We start from the raw sequence: 18,620 nt of genomic DNA on the forward strand, positions 1-18,620 counted from the left end.
TCCTCCGAATGCTCAACCCAAATGTCAAATCTCTGATGGTTAAATTAGGAGCCTGGAAACAAATGTTGTACAAAATTAACGGATTCAATTTTTTTGTTTAAAAACGTCAGGCTCAACTCTGTAAATTTAGCAGATCATTTAAATTTAACAAATAATTTTAAGTTACTTTAATCGGTAATTTTAACAAACTGATAAATTGTGGGACAAAGAAAAAATAAACATAAGTTAGGTAAGTGGTTGATCGGAGGGGTTGGTTTCCTGTTTGCCGTTTATGCGGTGTTTTTGCTTTCGCTGATGTTGTGGGGAGAAAGCAGGCAAGCCGTGCTAACTAGTTACCGGCAAGAATACGGTGAGCGGGATGAAACCATTCGCAACCAGTACAACTATGAATTTGCCTACGAATTTACTGTCGAAGGGAAAACTTATTCGGGGACGGGCAGAAGGATAGGTTCTTCGGTTTTTCTGAAATTGAAACCCGGAACTACCATTTCAATAAAATACCTCAAATGCTGCCCTTATTTAAACTCACACATTGAGGAACGAAAAACCTGGATCAACATCCTGGTGATGGTGGTCGTTTCGGTCGTATTGTTTGGGTTTTCGCGAAAAATGTAAGGAATTTACTGAAATAGCTTTGATACTTTCTCTTTCACCTCCTCTTCACTTGGATGGATATCAAAAACAATCTCGGGTTTCAGGTAAAACAACTCGTTCTCTTTTTTGAATTTTTCTTCGCCCCCGCCGGTAATGTTGAGCATGATCAGATCGTCGGCTTTCACCGTTCCGTTTTTGGCTGCTGCAATTAAGGTAGCTGTGGCTACTGCCGATGCCGGGTGAATATCGTTGCCCTCTGTTTCAAGGAAAAGCTTTGCAGCTTCGGCGGCTTCCTGGTTGGTGGCCAGCAGTACATCGCCGCCTGCATCTTTCATTGCATCATACAGCCCGCCGATAATCGGGTAGGGCGGTTTGCGGTTCGAAAGCACTTTGGCAACAATCTCTTCTACCTGTGTCCGTGCTTCATGGTCATCAAAAGGAAGCATCGCCCTTGAGTCGGCTTTCCATGCATCGTGGATGGGCTTGAACGGAAGGTTTTGCGAAACCATCAGTTTCATTTTGTGCGAACCAAAACGTCCGTCTTCGATCAGTCTGAGATTGGCTTCCCAGGCAGCAATCGCACCTGTTCCGCTTCCAATAGCCTGGAAATAATAATCTGGAATGCGGCCGATGGTAGTGGTTGCAGAAAGCATGGTGGTTGCCATCCCATCGCGGCGGGCAACGTTTTTGGCACCGCCCTCGGCAACAAAGCCGGGAGTAGCTGCCACAATATTCGACAAATGAATAGCATCGAAATAATCGCTTCCCGAGCGACTGCAAATCAGTTTAACGCAGTCGTTTATCGGCTTGTCGAACCACAGCGCGCTGATGTTGTCTTCGGGTACGCAGATCAACAATGGAATGTGATTGTCAGAACAAACTTTTGCAAAAGCCCTGGATGTGTTTCCGGCTGAAGCCACCACAAGAACCTTGTTCATGTCGTTGTTCATACGTCCGCAAACGGAGTAAGCTTCTGTTTCTTTGAAAGAGCAGGTTTGCATGTTGACTCCTTTCTCGGGCCAGTATCCGCTAAAGGTGATCCAAAGATTTTTAAGGCCCAGTTCTTTGGCCAGACCTTCACTTTTGTAGGTTACCGGTGCCGAAGAGCCTGCCAGTGTTTTGCTGATGGGAAGCCAGTCGGCAAATTTATACAGTCCCCAAGAGTCGTCTTTTACTTCAATCTGCTTCTTTTCGTACATGGCCCTGATTAGTGTTGGTTCCACTTCTCCGGGCGCATCCAGTAACCAGCCGGTATCATTAAAAATTTTACCTGTTTTAATGGATTTCAGCTGATACCTGGTTTTTTCAAAAGTTTTACTCATTATTTCAATCGTTGAACAGAAGCACAAAAATAGTATTTTGAGTGGGCTTTAAAATAACCTTTTGTGATTTTAGTGTGTTACCGGGGTAAGAGCATTAACATAGTGGCTTTTAGCGTTTTTAATTTTCCTTTGGCTGCAGGAAGCTGTTTTTCAGAATAAAGTGCCGTTTACATGAGGGCCTCTCACGCTTAAGCCAAGTTTCTCGTTCAGTTTTTGTATGAAATGGGCCGCCAGTTGCGGCGATTCTTCTTCTGTATTTTGATGAACAAAGAAATAAAGGTTCTCCAGTCCGTTTTCAACCCAGTTTTCAATGCGGTCGATCCAGTCTTCGAGCCGCGTATAATCTGTAGGATGGTTGGCACCAACATAGCGGACAAAAGCAGTGGGCGAAGTCAGCCGCATGTGGAGTAAATCGCGGCGGCCTGCTGTGTCCACAATTATATTTGCAACTTTGCGCTCTTCCAAAAGTGCATAAAGTTCGGCGGCTACGGCCTCATCGTTGAACCAGGCTGGGTGCCTCAGTTCCACTGCCAGCTGGATTCCTGTCGGAAACATATGAATGAAGTCCTTTAAGCGATTGAAGTCCTTGTGTGCAAAGTTGTCGTTTAGCTGCAAAAATACCATGCCCAGTTTTGATTCGAAATGGCTGATGTTCAGGCAAAACTCGTCAAGCAGGTAGTGTACATCTTTAAGCCTTTTAAAGTGGCTGATGATGCGGGTTATTTTTGGGAAAAATTTAAAATCATCGGGTGTTTTGTCGCGCCAGGCTGTTACCTGCGGGATAGATGGTGTGCCGTAAAATGAAGCATTCAGCTCGATGCTGTTGAATTGTGACGAATAATAAAGCAATTCATCTTTGGTTCCCCTGGGGTAGAATCCTTTTAACTCGGTTCTGTTCCATTTGGCGCAACCCACATAAACTTCCGGTTGCTTCTTCTGCTCGGCATGCGTTAAAACTCTAGCCGTGTCGTTGTGGTCGGGAGGTAGCTCAAAGCTAATCAATGACGGGTTATCTACATGGCCGAAGATCATGTGAGTTAATTTAAATTCTGTATTTAAAACAAAATTCGGGTTTATTTAACTCAATGACAAATTTCAGCCGCTGTTGTTGTTAACACAGCGGCTGAGTGAGCAAGTATCAATAGTTAATTCTACTAATGTCTTCTACCTTTTTGAGGCACTTTATTAAATCTCCGGTTCATTTTGTGTTCACCGTCCACATATATTTCCATCACATAACGGCCGTCTTCCAAATGTCGCAAATCAAGGCCGGTTTGTGCGTCTTTTATATTGGTGAACTCATGCGTTTCCACGTACTCTCCGTCCTTCGTGATCCGTATTTTTAAGGTGGAAGGCTTGTTGGTGGTGGTGTAAACCGTGGCGTAATCACGTACCATGCGCGGATAAATGTTTACCGAAAGATGAGGCTCGCTTGGATCAACTGTAGTTTCATTGTCGGCTCTGAAACCATAAAACTGACCGTTTCCGCAATCACTTTCAAACAAATGAATGAGGTTTCCTTCGGTGTCTTTCAAACGCAGGCGTCCGTAGCCGGCTTGAGCTAAAAACCAGAATTCCAGCCCTTCTCCGGCGGTGTCAACCAACTGCATGTAGTAGTTTCCTTCGGGTAATTCGAGCGTATCAAGGTAAGTGGTTGCGGTGTCCAGCATTTCCGGTGTTTTGGCATAAACCGTATCGTAGGCACTGTTTACAATGTACAGCCAGTTGTCTTTCGGGCGGTTGTTGGTCATAAAATCCACCACAATTTTTGAAGGGATGTTCGGAATGTCTTCGAAACTTGCTTCGAGACTGTTGTCGCCATCCCACTCATCTGCAACTCCGTTCGGATCGTTCAGGGTCACCGCAAAAGTGTTGGTTCCGGGGTGGGCATCAATTTCGCCGGGCAGCGTAATAAGGGCGCCTTCGTAAAAGCCCAGGTTTCCTTCCCATTTGAATGTCTTTTCCGCAAAACCAACAGTTTTGTACACAATGTCAAGGCTGGTGAGGTCCTGGCTTCCCAGGTTTCTGATTTTGATGATGGGGCTGAAACCACGGGGATTGAAGCGGTTGTAGTTGTCTTTGCTGTTCGGAGCAATGATTTCCTCAATAATCACATCGTTGGCTCTGTTCGGCGCTCCGTACTGAAAAAAGTACGAGGTGATTTGTTCTTTGGGCTGGTCGATATTGTTGGCCGTAAAAGGCTCCATGTTCAGGTCGAGCGTATGTTTCGACTTTTCCAGCGGAATGTCGATTACATCCGGCACCTGCAAATCTCCGGGGCACCAGTAGCCACGGTCAAAAATCCAGGTTCCACCTTGCGGGTAAAGCGGGTTATTGCCGCAATCTTTCCACATATCGCGGTGGTCAACCACCTGTCCGTCAAAAAGCAATTCGCGCCAGCGGCTGCAAAACTCGCTGCATCCGTTTGGCTGGTCCATTCCGTGTCCGGTGTGTTGAATCCGAAAACGGCCAAAAGCTGCATTTTTTGCGGTTTTTACTTTTATGGGTGCCAGCTGTTTTTCAATGTCGTTGGCCGGGTTTCCGTATTGGTAGTTGCCGTCCCATGTTTTCTGAACGGTGATGAAATCAGCCACCTGCGGCCCGTAAGTGATGTCGAAATCAATGCTCAGGTCCCAGCCCAGGTCGGGTGACTCGTAGCCCGAATGAATGTACTCCAGTTCCACGCTGTCGCGCAGAAAGGCCTGAAAATCGGTTACGTCGATGCTCCAGGTAAAGCTCCATCCTTCTTTAAAATTACTTCCGTAAGGGGTAAGCATACGGCCGATTTCAAAATTTACCGCTTTGCCGTTTTTCCCGCCCTGACGTAGAATTTTTACGCGGTCCATGTAATCCCAATGCGCAATGGCCCGGTCTTCGGGATAAGCCAAAGTAAGGTTCATCACCACGCGACGGATTTCTTTGCTGGCGGAAGGAAATTCACCCCACTGAACAAAGCTTTTCACTCCCTGCGAGGGATCGGTGACGATGGTTACTTTGTCGAATACTTTTACCTTGGAAGTTTGGGAAAAAGCCAGCTGTCCGCCTAGCAGGACAATGACCAGTAAAATAAGTTTCTTATTCATCAGGCTTCAATGTTTTCAATGGTTTTTATTTCGATAGAATGAGTTGAATGTCTTGCTGTGCATCGTTTCCAGTGGTTACGGCAAACGTTTTTTCAATCGCCTGCTCGGGATTGCTTACCACGAACTGATAGCTTGTATTTTTTTTAAGTTTAAACTGAAGGAAGTGATTCAGATCGTCAGTCTTGCGGGGCGAATAGCCGAAATTCACTTTTTCGTCGTCTTTCTGTACATCTACCCGGCAACTTAAACGCGATTCGCTGGAGCTGGTGTTTTCGTCGGCAAGAACCACCACATTGGCCAGCAGTTCATCTTCGGCAAGGGCGCTGTTTTGCACTGATTTCTCGTACAAATCGATGTAGCGTTGCGTAACGTTGTGTCCCCAGATGTAGGGCTTTAGCCCGCTTGCCCTTTCTTTCATGCGTTCGTAACGTGCGCGCACATCTTCGGGCAGGTTGCTGAGGTTAACCACATCAGCCACATAGGGAGCGTCAACGGCTGCATAGTAAGGCAGACCGGTGGGTTTAAACGAAGCGGCATAGATCCAGTGCAACATATTGTCGGGATCGGCTTTTCCCGCATCGGCGACAAACCACGATTGATCGAGTGTGTCCACATAGTATTCAATAAACTTCCATTCGCCTTCCACCCAAACTTCACTCCAGGTGTGGTTTCCTTTGTAGTTGGTCCACATGGCTGTTCCGGCCAGGCGCGACGGAATTCCCACCGAACGGTAGGCGTCGGTCAGTAAAATGGAAAGCCCGCTACAGGTAGCCATGTGTTCTTTCATGGCCTGCAAAGGACTGATGTCGACCCGCGAACGTTTGGTGTTGTACTCCACATCCACTTCGGTCGGAATGTTGTGGGCAATGTTCATCAGGGCATCCACCATGTTGTCTTTGTCTTTTACATATTTTGAAAAGCGTTCGTAAAAATCAGGTCTCCAGCGGTCGCGGTTTTCCGAAATGTTGGCGTAAGGCAGTACTTCATTCAAGAAAATGGAATCGGGCAGCGCAGCGCACCAGGGGAATTCCCGGCGGGCTTTGTAGGCATACTGGTTGTTTTCGAGCAGAAAATCAGCCGTTAAAGTAGTAAGGTCGCGCTCGGGCATGTAGCTGATCAGAAAGGCCATTCCTTCCTTTTCGTCTGCCGGTGCTTCGGCAAGTGCCTTTTGTAATTCCGCAGCATTTCCTCCGGCTTTAACCAAAGCCGAGTCGAGCAGGGTGTGGTATTCTTCTGAAACTCCGGGGTATTTCGACTGACAGGCAACCGCCAGAATCAAAATGGTAATGTACAATAGCAGCTTATTCATTTACTTGAGTTATTAAAATATTTTAATAATAAACAAAACTAACACAAAAAAATGAACAATAGACTTGTGTCCTGAAAAATTCCCTGAAAAAATGAACGGATACAATGAATGAAGCCGGCTGATAATTAATTGATTAATCGGCCGGCCTGTAACTTATAAATGAAATAAATGTCGGTGTCCGTTTCTTAAATCAAGCCGTTGTCGATAAGTTGCTGAAACATCTCGTTGAGCGATTCTTCCATGGGGCGGTAATTCATTTTCAGTTCGTTGATGCTTTTTGAGTTATCCGCTACAAAAGGGAGCCCCATGTTGCGTGAAATGTATTTTCGTGTAACGGCTTTGTTGATGATTGGTCCCATCAGCCAGATCAGCCATTTGGGCATTTCCTTTTTCGGGATGGGGTATTTGTCGCCATATTTGGGTTGAAGGGCTTTGGCCATGTCGATAAACCAGGTATTGTAGCCTGAAATGATGTAACGGCCACTTGCGTCGGGTTTAAAGCCGGCCATAAAATGTGCCTCGGCTACATCGCGTACATCCACCAGGCCCATGCCCAGTTTGGGTGCACCCATTTTAAGCTTTCCATCGCCAAAGGGCTGGATGATGCGGAAACTCTCGGAAGTAACCTGCGTGGGGTTAATTGCCGGGCCAATCACCAGGCTGGGATTTATCACCACCAATTCCCACTGCAGCTGTTCTTCGCAAATTTTCCAGGCTTCTTTTTCGGCCAGCGTTTTGGAATACGAGTAAGGTTGGTGTTCGAGCGAAGAACTGGTGTTCCAGATTTCTTCTGTAAAAACCTTGCCGGGAGCATGGTTCAGGTCGGCATTGTCGCCATAAATGGCAGCCACGCTGCTGGTAAGAACCACCCGCTTCACCGATTCCGTTTGGTTGGCTTGTTCCAGTACATTGCGGGTTCCCAGTTTGGCGGGGTTGATGAGGTCTCTCTGCGGATCTTTTACATCGGTAACAAAGGGCGATGCCGTGTGGAAAACCAGCTCGCAACCTGCCATGGCTTCGGCATACGATCCTTCTTCGAGTAAATCGGCCCTGAAATAACGGATTTCACCCGGCGTGTTTTGGGCAATCTCATCGAGGTATTTTAGTTTTTCCTTATCATCCGGATTCCGAACTGCCGCATGCACCGTTAGTCCTTCTGCGAGAAGTTTTTTTACCAGCCAGCCTGCCACATAGCCGGTGGCACCGGTAACCAGCACGGGTTTTGATTTATCAATGGTCTTCATAATGTATTAGTTCATAAAGTTAGTTTTCTATGCCGTAACAGGGCTTGTCCGGAAAAATCGTTGCCCCCTAAGAATTTTGTTTGCAAGTATAGTTTTACTTGATCGAATAATCCCTGATTCATCATTAATAAAATGTAAAATCAACCTTTCTTTTGACATGAAAGATGCTTAAGAGGATAAAATTCGATAGCCTTGCGGCACCTATAGTATTTACCAACTAAAAAACCGAAATATGGCCATTAACCGACGGAGATTTCTCTTGAACGGGGCATTGGGTCTTGGAGGACTCATTGTTGCTGAGAGGACTTACGATTTTTTTTCAGAGAGTAAAGCAAAGGCGAAGATACTGATTGTGGGGGGAGGAGCTGCCGGAATAACCATGGCCGCTTACCTTACCGATAAGTTGCGAACGCCTGATATTACCATTATTGAACCCAACGAAACACATTTCTACCAGCCGGGTTATACCTTGATTGCATCGGGAACTTTTTCTCCCGACCAGGTTAAAAGGTCTACCGAAAAGCTGATTCCCAAAGGCGTGAAGTGGGTAAAAGATTCGGTGGCCGAACTGGTGCCGGATGCCAATTATGTAACCACACAGAAGAGTGGGAAGATTGATTATGACTTTTTGGTGCTGACACCGGGCTGTCAGATGAACTTCGATTTGGTTGAAGGAATTTCGCGTGAAACGCTGGGCGAAGGAAACGCGCACTGCATCTACGATTACCAGGGAGCCATAAAATACCACCGGGCAATGGAACAACTTGCCTCCGGACGTAAAGATGCCCGCCTGGTGTTTACCGACACGTACACAAAACTGAAATGCGGCGGCGCGCCTAAAAAGATTTGTTTGATCACCGAAGACTTTCTGCGTGACAAAGAGATCAGGGACGGGTTTGATATTCAGTATTTCGGGAATTCCACCAACCTGATGACGCCCGTGGTTTTTGGCGACCGGCTTCAGCAGATTTATGACGAACGAAACATCGGGATATCCTACAAACACCGCCTGGTATCGGTGGATACCTCAGCTAAAAAGGCTGTTTTTCAGCAGATAGAGGAAGCTACCCTGGCTCCTTTGCCGGTGGACGATACAAAATTGATCACGGTGGATTATGATTTGCTTCATTTTATCCCGCCGATGAGTGCACCCGATTTTGTGAAAAATTCTCCGCTGGCCATAACAACAGGCGATTTGCGTCACGGTGGCTGGGCCGATGTAGACAATGCCACGCTGGTTCATACGCATTATAAAAACATTATGGTGGTTGGCGACGCGGGCGGACTGCGTACCAGCAAAACAGGGGCGGCCATTCGCATGCAGGCTCCGGTGGCTGCTGCCAACCTGGTGTCGATTATGGAAGGCAACGAGCCCGAAGAAACCTACAACGGTTATTCTGCATGCCCGATCGTAACGGAGTACGGAAAGGTGCTGATGTGCGAATTTGGTTACGACAAAGAGCTGATGCCAACCATTCCGTGGCTGGACCCTGCGGTGGAGCGCGGAATGTGGTGGATGTTGAAAGTGCACGGGCTGGAGCCGATGTACTATCATGGCATGCTGAAAGGCCTGATGTAACCGGTGTCGTAATCTGCTTACCGGACTTTACTTCGCCAGAATAATGATGTCTTTGGGGGCTATTATATTTTTGGGATAGCCCTTCAAAGCTGAATTTATCATGGCTTTGCCCACCTGCGTGGTATCGACCACCGAGTGGGGAGAAAAGAATTTTACAAGGTTTACGAGCCAGAGAAAATAGTCGTACAAAAACTGGTAGGCTTTGGTGCGTGATTTTATGCCCCGCAGGTGCGGATTTGCAATCCGTACTCCAGTCAGCAAGATTGGTAAATTGCTTTTGGTATTTTTATGTTTAAGGAGTATTCCAATGAGCAGAAATATGAATTTCAATCTCCGGTTAAATCGGGATTGCCTTCAGCAATGGAACGGTTTACAAAATCGCGTCAGCGGGTTGTCCTCTTTTTAGCTGCCTAAAGGCTTGGTCTCGCATTAATTTAAATTCTATCGAATTTTATAGTTTCTCTGTCGTCACAAAATTAGTATTGTTAGACAGAGCTCATTTTACAGTCTCCATTTTTTAATGTATTAACTACCATGAAATCTATTTATAAGAACGTTTATTTAATCCCCTTAGGTAGCTGATTAATTCTAAGGGATATTTAACATGTCTCATCTTTACCATTTTATGATCTTTTTTTGGGATACCCCAGAACTGTTTTCAAATATGATTATAAAAATACCGGAAGGAAAGTTACTGGTTTCAATGATTGTGCTACTGTCAAACAACTTACTTTTGAGTATCTTCTTCCCAGAAGAAGAAATAATTTCAAAATCAATAACTTCAGTAATATTATGTGCCTCAATTATTAATTTATCTCTTACCGGATTTGGGAAAACGTTGATTTTTTCATCTAAAAAGGTATTTCTGCTTCCTGTTCGAACGTAGGTTACTACATTTGATGGTTTTGAATCACAAGAAGCCGACTGAACCACTACATAATAATTTCCACTTTTTTGAGGGATGCATTTCTTACCGCTTTCTGCTTCCATCATTTCATTATTGCAGTACCAAACATTGCCATTTTCAGAAGATGAATACAAGGTATCTCCCACAATAGTCACTAAAGGGGTTTCAGGCCTTGGATTAACATTCACCGAAATAACTGATTCGATACCTTCTCCACACTCATTTACACCTTTAACTTTAATATCTCCTGAAACAGCACAACTATCAAAATCAACCGTAATACTATTCGAAGTACTGTTGCCACAAACTCCTTCGGGTAAGCTCCATAAATAAGAAGAAGCATTTGAAATTTTAGGAAGGGAATAGCTTATTCCTTTCTGCCCTGAGCAAACATTCAGTTCGCCCTTAATCTCACCTGCCGCATTTACTTCATCAAGTTCTGAGTCTCCAATAATGGTCCATCCCCTTGTTGAAATAAGCTCAGTGCGGAAATCAGAAGCACCCGAATGATATTGCCTGTTTTGGGCCCCAAGAATAAGACTGTCCGGTGTGTTCGGGTTTTCGCTCCATCCTTTTAGCGTATTGGAATAGTTGGCACAATCCATTCCACAATCAACCAGCATATTTTGAACATTTGATACACTTGATAAATCCCATTTTTCAAGATTCTGATTAAATGCTCTGGTTCCATAAAACATATCGTCCATATGCTCAACTTTTGAAACATCCCAGTCTCCTATATTTTGATTAAAGGAGTCTGCGTCAAAAAACATCCCTTGCATACTAATAACCTTCGAAACATCCCAGTCTCCTATAAATTGATTAAAAGAATCGGCATCATAAAACACCCACCCCATTCCATCTACATTCGAAACATCCCAGTCCCCTATATTTTGATTAAAGGAGCCTGCTCCAAAAAACATACTACTTATATTCGTAACGCTTGACACATCCCAACGACTTATATCTCGATTAAAATTTTCTGCGAGACTAAACATACTACTCATGGTGGTCACGCTAGATACATTCCAACTGCCAATGTGCTGATTAAATAATTTTGCTTGTGAAAACATATCGTTCATAATTTTTACCTTTGATACATCCCAATCTCCAATGCATTGATTAAAAGATTTAGCACACTCAAACATTCCCATCATACTATTTACATTGGATACATCCCAATTTCCAATATTCTGATTAAATAATTCAGCACAATAAAAAAGAGCCCACATATCACGAACGGAACCAACATACCAATCATTAATATTCGACGGTCCATTAAGAGCTGTACAGTTACTAAACATCCATCCCATTTTATAAACATTTCGAAAGTCGGGTACATCAGTAGCCGATATGTTCAAATTCTTACATCCCCAGAAAGCATTTTCCATGTTTGTCCACTTTGCCGTTCCCCACTGCTCCACGTCTATCAGGTTCTCTCTGTCGGGGCCTTTAATATCTTCAGGACAGCGCTGCAAACGGTTGCAAAACGACGTTAAATTTTCGGGATCTATATATAACCGAATTGTTTTTCCTTCGGGCAAACCTGTAATTTTAACCATTCCAATACTCGTTGGGCTCCCTTCTATTTCTTCTTCTTCACCTCCCATTGAAATTCCTCCTGCACTTAAGTCTTCATAAAAAGTTCCTGACCCACTGTTCAGGGCAGGGACAGTCTCCCAGTGATAGTCAACCTTGCCAGTTCGTGCTAACAAAAATTGGAGACTGGTCTGTCCTTCCGGAATTCTCCATCGGGTAACAAAGTCTCTTTCTTTCTTTCCCATATTTAAATAAACAAGCTCATTGCCATACACCGTATCGTTTTTGGTACAAACATAGGTTCGAATATAATAATAAGCACCTTCTTTTAGACGGGTAAGTGTGCAATCAAAGCCTTCCGCATCCGAACTTTCCAAGTTAAAACTATCTTCTATGTTTGGCTTTCGGTCCAAACTCCATACAACTCCTTTCTTCACAATAGGAGAATAACCTTCTTTTAATATTTTACCATGAACTGTAATGCTGTCTCCTTGCTGCATCAAATTTAACTTTGTGTAAACAATAGGTAAATTATCAGTATTGCGCTTACAGTAACCTGCTACATGATGCTTTACTTCACGAATGGTGCGGGCATTATTTGCATCGTCTGCATCGCCTGTAGCTTGCCCATCATGAAGAATGTTCGGATCGGAAAAATAAAGCACATTTGTGTAGAATTTGGAAGTAGTAGAATATAATCCATCCCAGTAAGTCATAATACTACAATAATTACCTGTTTCACTTGTCCAGTTCCATCCTGCAGACCAGGTATTTTCAAACCAGGTATTATTCCACCAGGTTGGGCCTGGAAAATCTTTTTGGTCTTTTTTATGATGTCCTGCTCCCAGAAGATGTCCAATTTCATGAATCCCAGTTATAAAATCATCGGCCTGCTGCACACGAACAATCGCAAAGGCTTGCGTATTATCACCATTCCTGTTGCTAAGCCCCATGGCTAATCCACCATAATCGTTAGTTTTTGTTAAGACTATTACCAAGTCAGCATTTGTTACATCTTTTAAAGCATATACTTCCGAAATCTGTCCGTCCTCAAGGTTGTAAAGATCCGTTTCTGAACTACCTGATTCAGTATAATCCACCTCGGTGGAATAAACATTATTAAAATAAATACCCAACTTACTATTTTCAGAAGCCAGATTAGAGGATGCGAATATTTGGGAAATTATTAGATTAATATCCTTTCCATTATCCACTGTCCATTTTTTTGCAGCTGGCGTGTACAAAACCAAGATATCAATTTCAGCCGAATCTTGCTGGGAACTATCAATTATTCCCGACTTCTCAATGGGATATGGTTTGGTTTGGTTTTTTAATTGTCCTGAATACCCATGCGGCATTTTATGCTTTTCTTCCTCCTGAGATTTCGAATTGATATGTCCACCGGGTAAAATATCTACTTTGGTTTCGTCTAACTGCACGAGGTATTGAAGCGCTGTTTCGGTATGCATAAAGGTTTTATACTTTTCTGCCAGTTCAGGAATTTCAACCGACATTAAAACATGATCATTGTTCATGGAGATTAAACAATAAGCCAAATTGTAATCAAGTAGCCGGCTAACAATCGTTGTGGTGCCATTTATATCGGTTGTTATTGATTTTATTACCGAGAGATAATTTTTATTTTGAAATAGATCTAGTTGTAAGGTATCACCTACAATTACATTCTCATTTTTTCTGACCACAGGATTTAAAAAAAAGGGACGGGCATTCTTAACAGATATTTTAAAATTTACACCAATACCGGAACTTTTCAGTATCGATTGTAAACCTGCTTCATCATTGATACTTATTTTATTATTTTGAGAATAAGTCAACTGAATAAATACAAAACAAAACAGGAAGGAGATTATAGCTTTCATTATGATTACATAGGTTTGAGAATAATTTGCAAACATTTATTGTTAAATATATGTATTTATAATTTCAAAAATCACTAATCGGTGAATAATTTGCCCCGAAACCACAGATATTCCAAACTACCAAAAGATAATTCTATAACGAATACATTTAAAACAACTTTGCCGTAGATTGCTTCCCCATCGAAAAAAATAATTCGGAAACAAGAAAGAGTAGAGATGTTTTAGTGCCCTGTTTGCAAACGAGGAAACTTGAAAAAGGCCGTCCTTTTAAACAGGGAGGGTGAAAGTAAACAGGGCGCCGCATATTGTTGCAGAACGTTCCAAAACCTAACAGGAGTTTTTTACTTAGCAACTTCACTGTTGTTATTGTTCTTGCTGTTTTGTTTTCGCCAGTATTCGGTTGAACAGTTGGTTGTCTGAGACGGTAGCCACAGTTTATTACCCCAGGATTTTCCCCGCTGGCGTGGTAGAGCGCGGAATGTGGTGGATGTTGAAAGTGCACGGGCTGGAGCCGATGTACTATCATGGCATGCTGAAAGGCCTGATGTAACCGATGCCGCGATCTGCTTACCTGACTTTATTTTGCCAGAATAATGATGTCTTTGGGGGCTATTGTATTTTTGGGATAGCCCTTCAAAGCCGAATTTATCATGGCTTTGCCCACCTGCGTGGTATCGACCACCGAGTGGGGAGAAAAGAATTTTACAAGGTTTACGAGCCAGAGAAAATAGTCGTACAAAAACTGGTAGGCTTTGGTGCGTGATTTTATGCCCCGTTTGGGGATGATCATTCCCGGGCGGAACATGTAGGCTTGCTTAAAACCAAGGCCGATCAGGTCGTTTTCGGTTTTGCCTTTTACGCGGGCCCACATGCTTCTCCCTTTTTCGGTTGAGTCGGTACCAACCCCCGACACATAGTTGAAGGTCATGTCCGGATTCAAGGTGCGAATTATCCGGGCCAGTGCCAGGGCAAAATCGTAAGTTACCCGCCGGTAATCGGCTTCATTCATGCCCACAGAGCTCACTCCCATGCAAAAGAAGCAGGCATCGTAGCCTTCCAGTTGCGATTGCAGGGCTGTGAAGTCAGCAAAATCACGATGAATCACTTCCTTTAATTTCGGATGCTGAATTCCGAGCGGGTTTCGGTTGATGACTAAAACCTCCGTAACGGCTTCATGGTCGAGGCATTCCAGAAGAACACCCTTTCCTACCATGCCGCTTGCTCCGGTTATTATTGCTTTCATCTGTTTATAAGTGTTCTGCTTTTTCTAACTTATCAATCAGCTATTTTGTTGCTTCCCTAGTAAAAAACGATCTACTCAAAATCTTCATATAAGAGATATTTTTTGCGCATTCGTTTGTATTCGGAGAGTTCTTCTTTCCAACTGTCCCGGATCTGCTTTTCTGTCCATCCCGCCAGAATTTGTTCGCGGAGTTTATCTGTACCTGCCAACTTATCGAAGAAGTCGGGACGTGCAAAGAATTTATCGGGCATTTTATGGTAGAAATCAAGAATATACTTGAGCGTAAACCGAATACTGTCAGCCTTTAACCCGCGCAAGTCGATGCCATAGCAAAGATTCCCCTGTTGCTCTACATGCGCTGACATGCCCACACGGGTTCCCGGCGTAAATGTGAAATCGCCAAACCGAGTGTCGGGATAGCCGATTACCTGAAATGGAAAATCCGTTCCACGGCCTATGCTGAAATCGGTGGCTTCAAATAAACACAGCAGCGGAAACAAACGAACCGACTGATAATTGGGTAAGCTGGGAGACGGAATAACAGGCAACTCGTATTTTGATTTGTGCGTGTAGTTTTCCAGCGTAATAACAGTAAGGTCGCACTTTTTTTCACCCTTATCGAGCCAGCCTTCGCCGTTAATCATTTGCGCTAGCTCGCCAATGGTAAGTCCGTGTATCATCGCAACTTTATGAAAACTGATATCCGATTTAAATTTATCATCTTTCCGGACAGGGCCGTCAACCTGCTCGCCGTTGGGATTAGGACGGTCGAGAACTAGAAGCGGACGGTTATTGTTGGCGCACAATTGCATTACATTGTGCATTCCTACAACAAAGGTGTAAAAACGAGCGCCAACATCCTGTATGTCGAATATCATTACATCCACCGAACGAACCAACGAATCGGCCTGGTGGTTTTCTCCATACAGCGAATACAGCGGTAAGCCTGTTTTGGTGTCCACATCGTTGTGTACGTCCTCTCCGCGCTCGATGGTGCCACGAAAGCCGTGTTCGGGAATGAACGCGAATTGTAGGTCAACACCTTTTTCCAACAGCACGTCAACCAAGTGTTTGCTGCCAACAATCGCTGTCTGGTTCACCATTACGCCTACTTTTTTGCCTTCGAGCAAAGGCAGGTAGACGTTTAAACGTTCGGCGCCTGTTGTAATTTTCTGTTGAGCATAGGTAGTCAGCGAAATGCTCATGATGATTGCTAAAATCAGAATGACCCGTTTCATTGTTTTTTATGTTGTAAGCTTTTTAATTTTCTAATCTCTTGTTGACGTACCACCGAACCCCGCCCTGCAATATGTACGGTGTTATGTGCTGAAATTTATTAAATATTGTTTTTTATAGAATTTATTAATTCATCCTTTTTAAACCCAACCGAGAAATATAAAACTTTCCCACTTCTATCAATTAGCACAAAAGTTGGTGCTCCTTTTACGCCATATCCTCTTGCAATTTTATACCCTGAATATAATACAGGGTACTGTATATTATGTTCCTGAATATACTCATGTAATCCTGAGTCGTCAGATTTGGAAAATTCAACACCAAAAACCAACAGTCCATCATTTGAAAAATTATTTTGAATTAAATTCAACTCGGAAATGGCTTGAACGCAACCACTACAGCCAGGAAACCAGAATTCCAACAGGACGAGATTGCCTTTTAGTGCATTCAGGTGAATCATTTCATCTTTTCCAACCACGGGCAATTCCCAGTCACTAGCATTTTGTCCAGTTTGTGTAGGAGCTTTCAGTTCCATGCTTTTTGTAAACTCACTAAATGACATAACCTTATATTTGGAGAGGTATTTATCAAAGCTCCAATATGAGTCTGGTCTGCACTCCTCGAGTTTAATATCCGAATAATAGGTTTTCCAATATCCCGAATTATCTGTGAAAATCTGACTGAATTGTGTTGGTAGATTATTGTCTTTTGAAATAAGTAAAAAGTAGTTCGAAACTGTTCCTTTGTTTTCAATTAAATCTCCTCTTGTATCAAGATATTTGTCTGATATAACTATCTTGAAATTGTAATTTTCGATATTGTCAACAATAACATTATCAAGCCTCTCTATTTTACAAGAAGAATCAGTTATTAGTTTCGGTAATACATTTTTTAAAACATAGATAGAGTTTATCATAAATAATGAGCTCATAACTTTTGGGATATTAATCTGGTCGTCATACAATACACGCTTTTCCCGTATGTTAACTGATACGATTTTATTCCCATCAAAAATTTGCTCTGCATGTTTAGCTTTAAAATGATATTTCGCTCCAAGTATATTGTCCGGACTTGAAAAATCGAAGAAACAGATTGCTGTATCGATTCTTTCTGTACCATTATTTTTTTGCAAATAATGGTTTATAACTTTGTATTCAATAGCTTCAGCAGAATTAAGTTGTTCAATTGTCTTTTCAAGTATCTTGTTTTGGGGAAAAAGTTCGCTCGTCAATAAGTTACAAAAGACAAATACAGATAGAATAATTTTAATATTCATAATTGATAATTTAATGTGAACCCCTCATTCTTTTTTGCACATAACGGTAAATTGTATGAGTAGTGGCAGATTGCGTGGTACTTTCCCGTCAAACCGCTATGCAGTTTGAGCGGGCGACAAGCCTTGATATTTAACACTTTACCTGCCATTGCTTATACAAAGTGTTAGGCAAAATACTTATTCAACCATCATTCTTACAATTTCATTAAGTTCTTCCATATTTTTCTTTTGTTCTTCACTTATTGGTTTCTTATAATCGTCAAGTTTTTCAATGAAATTAGAAAGAGCCCTTTTTGTTCCAAGAATATATTTGAATGCTGATTCCAATTGAGAAGAGTTATTTGCAATCATCTTTGCAACTGACATTCCAGCACTTTCATTAATTCTTGTAATTCTATGACTTCCATCTGATTGCGAATGTGGCATTATTGTCAAAATATGACTTGAATCTAAGGGCAGTCTAATCATATTTTCTGGGTCAAATGGAGCAATATGTCCAGGATTAATGTTTGATAATATAACTGGATTATCACTTGTAATCAATTGATTATCTGAGCTAATTTTACTCACTAATATTCCATCAAATTTTCTAATATTTATAAGTTTGAGAGCAACTTCTAATTGTGTTAAGACCTGAACTTCTTTTTTCATTTTTCTAAACTCTGTCTTAATTTCATCAAGAGTTTTTCCTTTAATTTCATACTTAACGTCTTCATACATAAAATAGTCTTTTCCGGTCTGCTGACACAAGGAATACATCCTATCTAACACAGTATCAAAAAAGTCATTGTGTAAGTGAATCCATTTAGAAGTACGATACATCATTGTAATAATGGTCATTACAATTTTATAATGCATTTCTTCATCAATTTCTCTGATAGAATCGTCTGTCAATGTTTGGTAAACCTCATTATAGACATTTTCTACATTGTCTGAATAAAAGGTCTCAAGAGCTTGTCTTTGTTCTTTTGTTTGTCCTGCAAGAGTATATATGTCAGTTTCTAAACATACATTTGTGATGTTCGGAAATATTATCTTCTCTAAATTATCTTTATCTGCAGCATTGATATTATAATTCTTCTTTCTTTTTATCGCGAATTTCTGCAGATAAGTTCTAGGAACATAATGCTGCCTTTTTGTTTCTTTGTTCATCTTCTTTAGGTAGTATCTCTTTTTTGTATTTTGCCTAACTAGCGCATAACATCACTAGTCATGTTATTTTCATTATCTCATTTTTTTGGTGGTTTTGCCCGGTCTATGCCCCGGTAGCGCCTGTATATTCTGTAAGTCGGTTCCCTGTTCCAAAAAGCGGGGGACATAATTATGCCGGAGCAACTGATTGCACGGCTGGCGGTGTTGTTCCTGTGTGGGCTTTATTTGCGGGCGTGTAGTCAAAAGGTTTTGGTTT

At 42.4% G+C, this 18,620-nt stretch carries 15 protein-coding genes; 3 read left to right on the forward strand and 12 right to left on the reverse strand.

The features are described 5' to 3' along the window. The first annotated feature begins 198 nt into the window (after positions 1–198). Entirely contained in the window at positions 199–615 is a 417-nt protein-coding gene (locus D1614_RS10275) for a hypothetical protein (RefSeq protein WP_119437820.1), read from the forward strand. 5 nt (positions 616–620) lie between these two features. Here D1614_RS10275 and D1614_RS10280 read toward each other — a convergent pair whose 3' ends face one another. From D1614_RS10280 to D1614_RS10300, 5 genes are all read right to left on the reverse strand, one after another. Then, positions 621–1,916, reverse strand: coding sequence for a cysteate synthase (locus D1614_RS10280; protein WP_175579276.1), 1,296 nt, complete (start codon positions 1,914–1,916; stop codon positions 621–623). Positions 1,917–2,066: 150 nt separating this feature from the next. Next, positions 2,067–2,948 (reverse strand): DUF72 domain-containing protein, encoded by an 882-nt coding sequence (locus D1614_RS10285; RefSeq protein WP_119437821.1) that lies wholly within the window; start codon positions 2,946–2,948, stop codon positions 2,067–2,069. Between the two features lie 122 nt (positions 2,949–3,070). Next, entirely contained in the window at positions 3,071–4,999 is a 1,929-nt protein-coding gene (locus tag D1614_RS10290; RefSeq protein ID WP_119437822.1) for a peptide-N-glycosidase F-related protein, read from the reverse strand. A 25-nt stretch (positions 5,000–5,024) separates the two neighbouring features. Continuing rightward, positions 5,025–6,308, reverse strand: coding sequence for a transglutaminase domain-containing protein (locus D1614_RS10295; protein ID WP_119437823.1), 1,284 nt, complete (start codon positions 6,306–6,308; stop codon positions 5,025–5,027). A 185-nt stretch (positions 6,309–6,493) separates the two neighbouring features. Next, positions 6,494–7,552: an NAD-dependent epimerase/dehydratase family protein gene (locus tag D1614_RS10300; RefSeq protein WP_119437824.1), complete on the reverse strand. Its 1,059-nt coding sequence runs from the start codon at positions 7,550–7,552 to the stop codon at positions 6,494–6,496. 232 nt (positions 7,553–7,784) lie between these two features. On the opposite strand from D1614_RS10300, the gene D1614_RS10305 reads away from it, so the two are divergent. Continuing rightward, positions 7,785–9,131: an NAD(P)/FAD-dependent oxidoreductase gene (locus D1614_RS10305; protein WP_119437825.1), complete on the forward strand. Its 1,347-nt coding sequence runs from the start codon at positions 7,785–7,787 to the stop codon at positions 9,129–9,131. 27 nt (positions 9,132–9,158) lie between these two features. Here the strand turns inward: D1614_RS10305 and D1614_RS10310 are convergent, their stop codons facing one another. Then, positions 9,159–9,392, reverse strand: a complete 234-nt coding sequence (locus tag D1614_RS10310) for a hypothetical protein (RefSeq protein WP_147384154.1) — start codon at positions 9,390–9,392, stop codon at positions 9,159–9,161. A gap of 354 nt (positions 9,393–9,746) precedes the next feature. Continuing rightward, positions 9,747–13,457, reverse strand: coding sequence for a BspA family leucine-rich repeat surface protein (locus tag D1614_RS10315; RefSeq protein WP_162304465.1), 3,711 nt, complete (start codon positions 13,455–13,457; stop codon positions 9,747–9,749). 412 nt (positions 13,458–13,869) lie between these two features. Between D1614_RS10315 and D1614_RS25650 the strand changes: the two genes are divergently transcribed. Continuing rightward, on the forward strand, positions 13,870–14,007 hold the full coding sequence (locus D1614_RS25650; protein ID WP_155523335.1) for a hypothetical protein: 138 nt from the start codon (positions 13,870–13,872) through the stop codon (positions 14,005–14,007). A 27-nt stretch (positions 14,008–14,034) separates the two neighbouring features. On the opposite strand, the gene D1614_RS10320 is transcribed toward D1614_RS25650, so the two are convergent. The 5 genes from D1614_RS10320 to D1614_RS26065 form a co-directional block, all read right to left on the reverse strand. After that, positions 14,035–14,700 (reverse strand): NAD-dependent epimerase/dehydratase family protein, encoded by a 666-nt coding sequence (locus tag D1614_RS10320; RefSeq protein WP_119437828.1) that lies wholly within the window; start codon positions 14,698–14,700, stop codon positions 14,035–14,037. A 71-nt stretch (positions 14,701–14,771) separates the two neighbouring features. Next, positions 14,772–15,938: an exo-beta-N-acetylmuramidase NamZ family protein gene (locus tag D1614_RS10325; protein ID WP_119437829.1), complete on the reverse strand. Its 1,167-nt coding sequence runs from the start codon at positions 15,936–15,938 to the stop codon at positions 14,772–14,774. A 98-nt stretch (positions 15,939–16,036) separates the two neighbouring features. Further along, a complete protein-coding gene (locus D1614_RS10330) occupies positions 16,037–17,212 on the reverse strand; it encodes a peroxiredoxin family protein (RefSeq protein ID WP_119437830.1) in 1,176 nt (391 codons plus the stop codon). Between the two features lie 177 nt (positions 17,213–17,389). Further along, positions 17,390–18,364 carry a DUF4238 domain-containing protein gene (locus tag D1614_RS10335; RefSeq protein ID WP_119437831.1) on the reverse strand — a complete coding sequence of 325 codons (975 nt, stop codon included), beginning with the start codon at positions 18,362–18,364 and terminating at the stop codon, positions 17,390–17,392. Between the two features lie 72 nt (positions 18,365–18,436). Continuing rightward, on the reverse strand, positions 18,437–18,620 hold a 184-nt coding region (locus tag D1614_RS26065; protein WP_206609972.1), incomplete at its 5' end, for a hypothetical protein.

Source organism: Maribellus luteus (assembly GCF_003576475.1).
In the GTDB taxonomy this organism is placed as follows: domain Bacteria; phylum Bacteroidota; class Bacteroidia; order Bacteroidales; family Prolixibacteraceae; genus Draconibacterium; species Draconibacterium luteum.

What these genes read in the sequence shown, in the direction of transcription:
- D1614_RS10280 (WP_175579276.1), bottom strand. Translation starts at nt 1,916, where the DNA reads ATGAGTAAAACTTTTGAAAAAACCAGGTATCAGCTGAAATCCATTAAA.
- D1614_RS10285 (WP_119437821.1), bottom strand. Translation starts at nt 2,948, where the DNA reads ATGATCTTCGGCCATGTAGATAACCCGTCATTGATTAGCTTTGAGCTA.
- D1614_RS10290 (WP_119437822.1), bottom strand. Translation starts at nt 4,999, where the DNA reads ATGAATAAGAAACTTATTTTACTGGTCATTGTCCTGCTAGGCGGACAG.
- D1614_RS10295 (WP_119437823.1), bottom strand. Translation starts at nt 6,308, where the DNA reads ATGAATAAGCTGCTATTGTACATTACCATTTTGATTCTGGCGGTTGCC.
- D1614_RS10300 (WP_119437824.1), bottom strand. Translation starts at nt 7,552, where the DNA reads ATGAAGACCATTGATAAATCAAAACCCGTGCTGGTTACCGGTGCCACC.
- D1614_RS10305 (WP_119437825.1), top strand. Translation starts at nt 7,785, where the DNA reads ATGGCCATTAACCGACGGAGATTTCTCTTGAACGGGGCATTGGGTCTT.
- D1614_RS10315 (WP_162304465.1), bottom strand. Translation starts at nt 13,457, where the DNA reads ATGAAAGCTATAATCTCCTTCCTGTTTTGTTTTGTATTTATTCAGTTG.
- D1614_RS10320 (WP_119437828.1), bottom strand. Translation starts at nt 14,700, where the DNA reads ATGAAAGCAATAATAACCGGAGCAAGCGGCATGGTAGGAAAGGGTGTT.
- D1614_RS10325 (WP_119437829.1), bottom strand. Translation starts at nt 15,938, where the DNA reads ATGAAACGGGTCATTCTGATTTTAGCAATCATCATGAGCATTTCGCTG.
- D1614_RS10330 (WP_119437830.1), bottom strand. Translation starts at nt 17,212, where the DNA reads ATGAATATTAAAATTATTCTATCTGTATTTGTCTTTTGTAACTTATTG.
- D1614_RS10335 (WP_119437831.1), bottom strand. Translation starts at nt 18,364, where the DNA reads ATGAACAAAGAAACAAAAAGGCAGCATTATGTTCCTAGAACTTATCTG.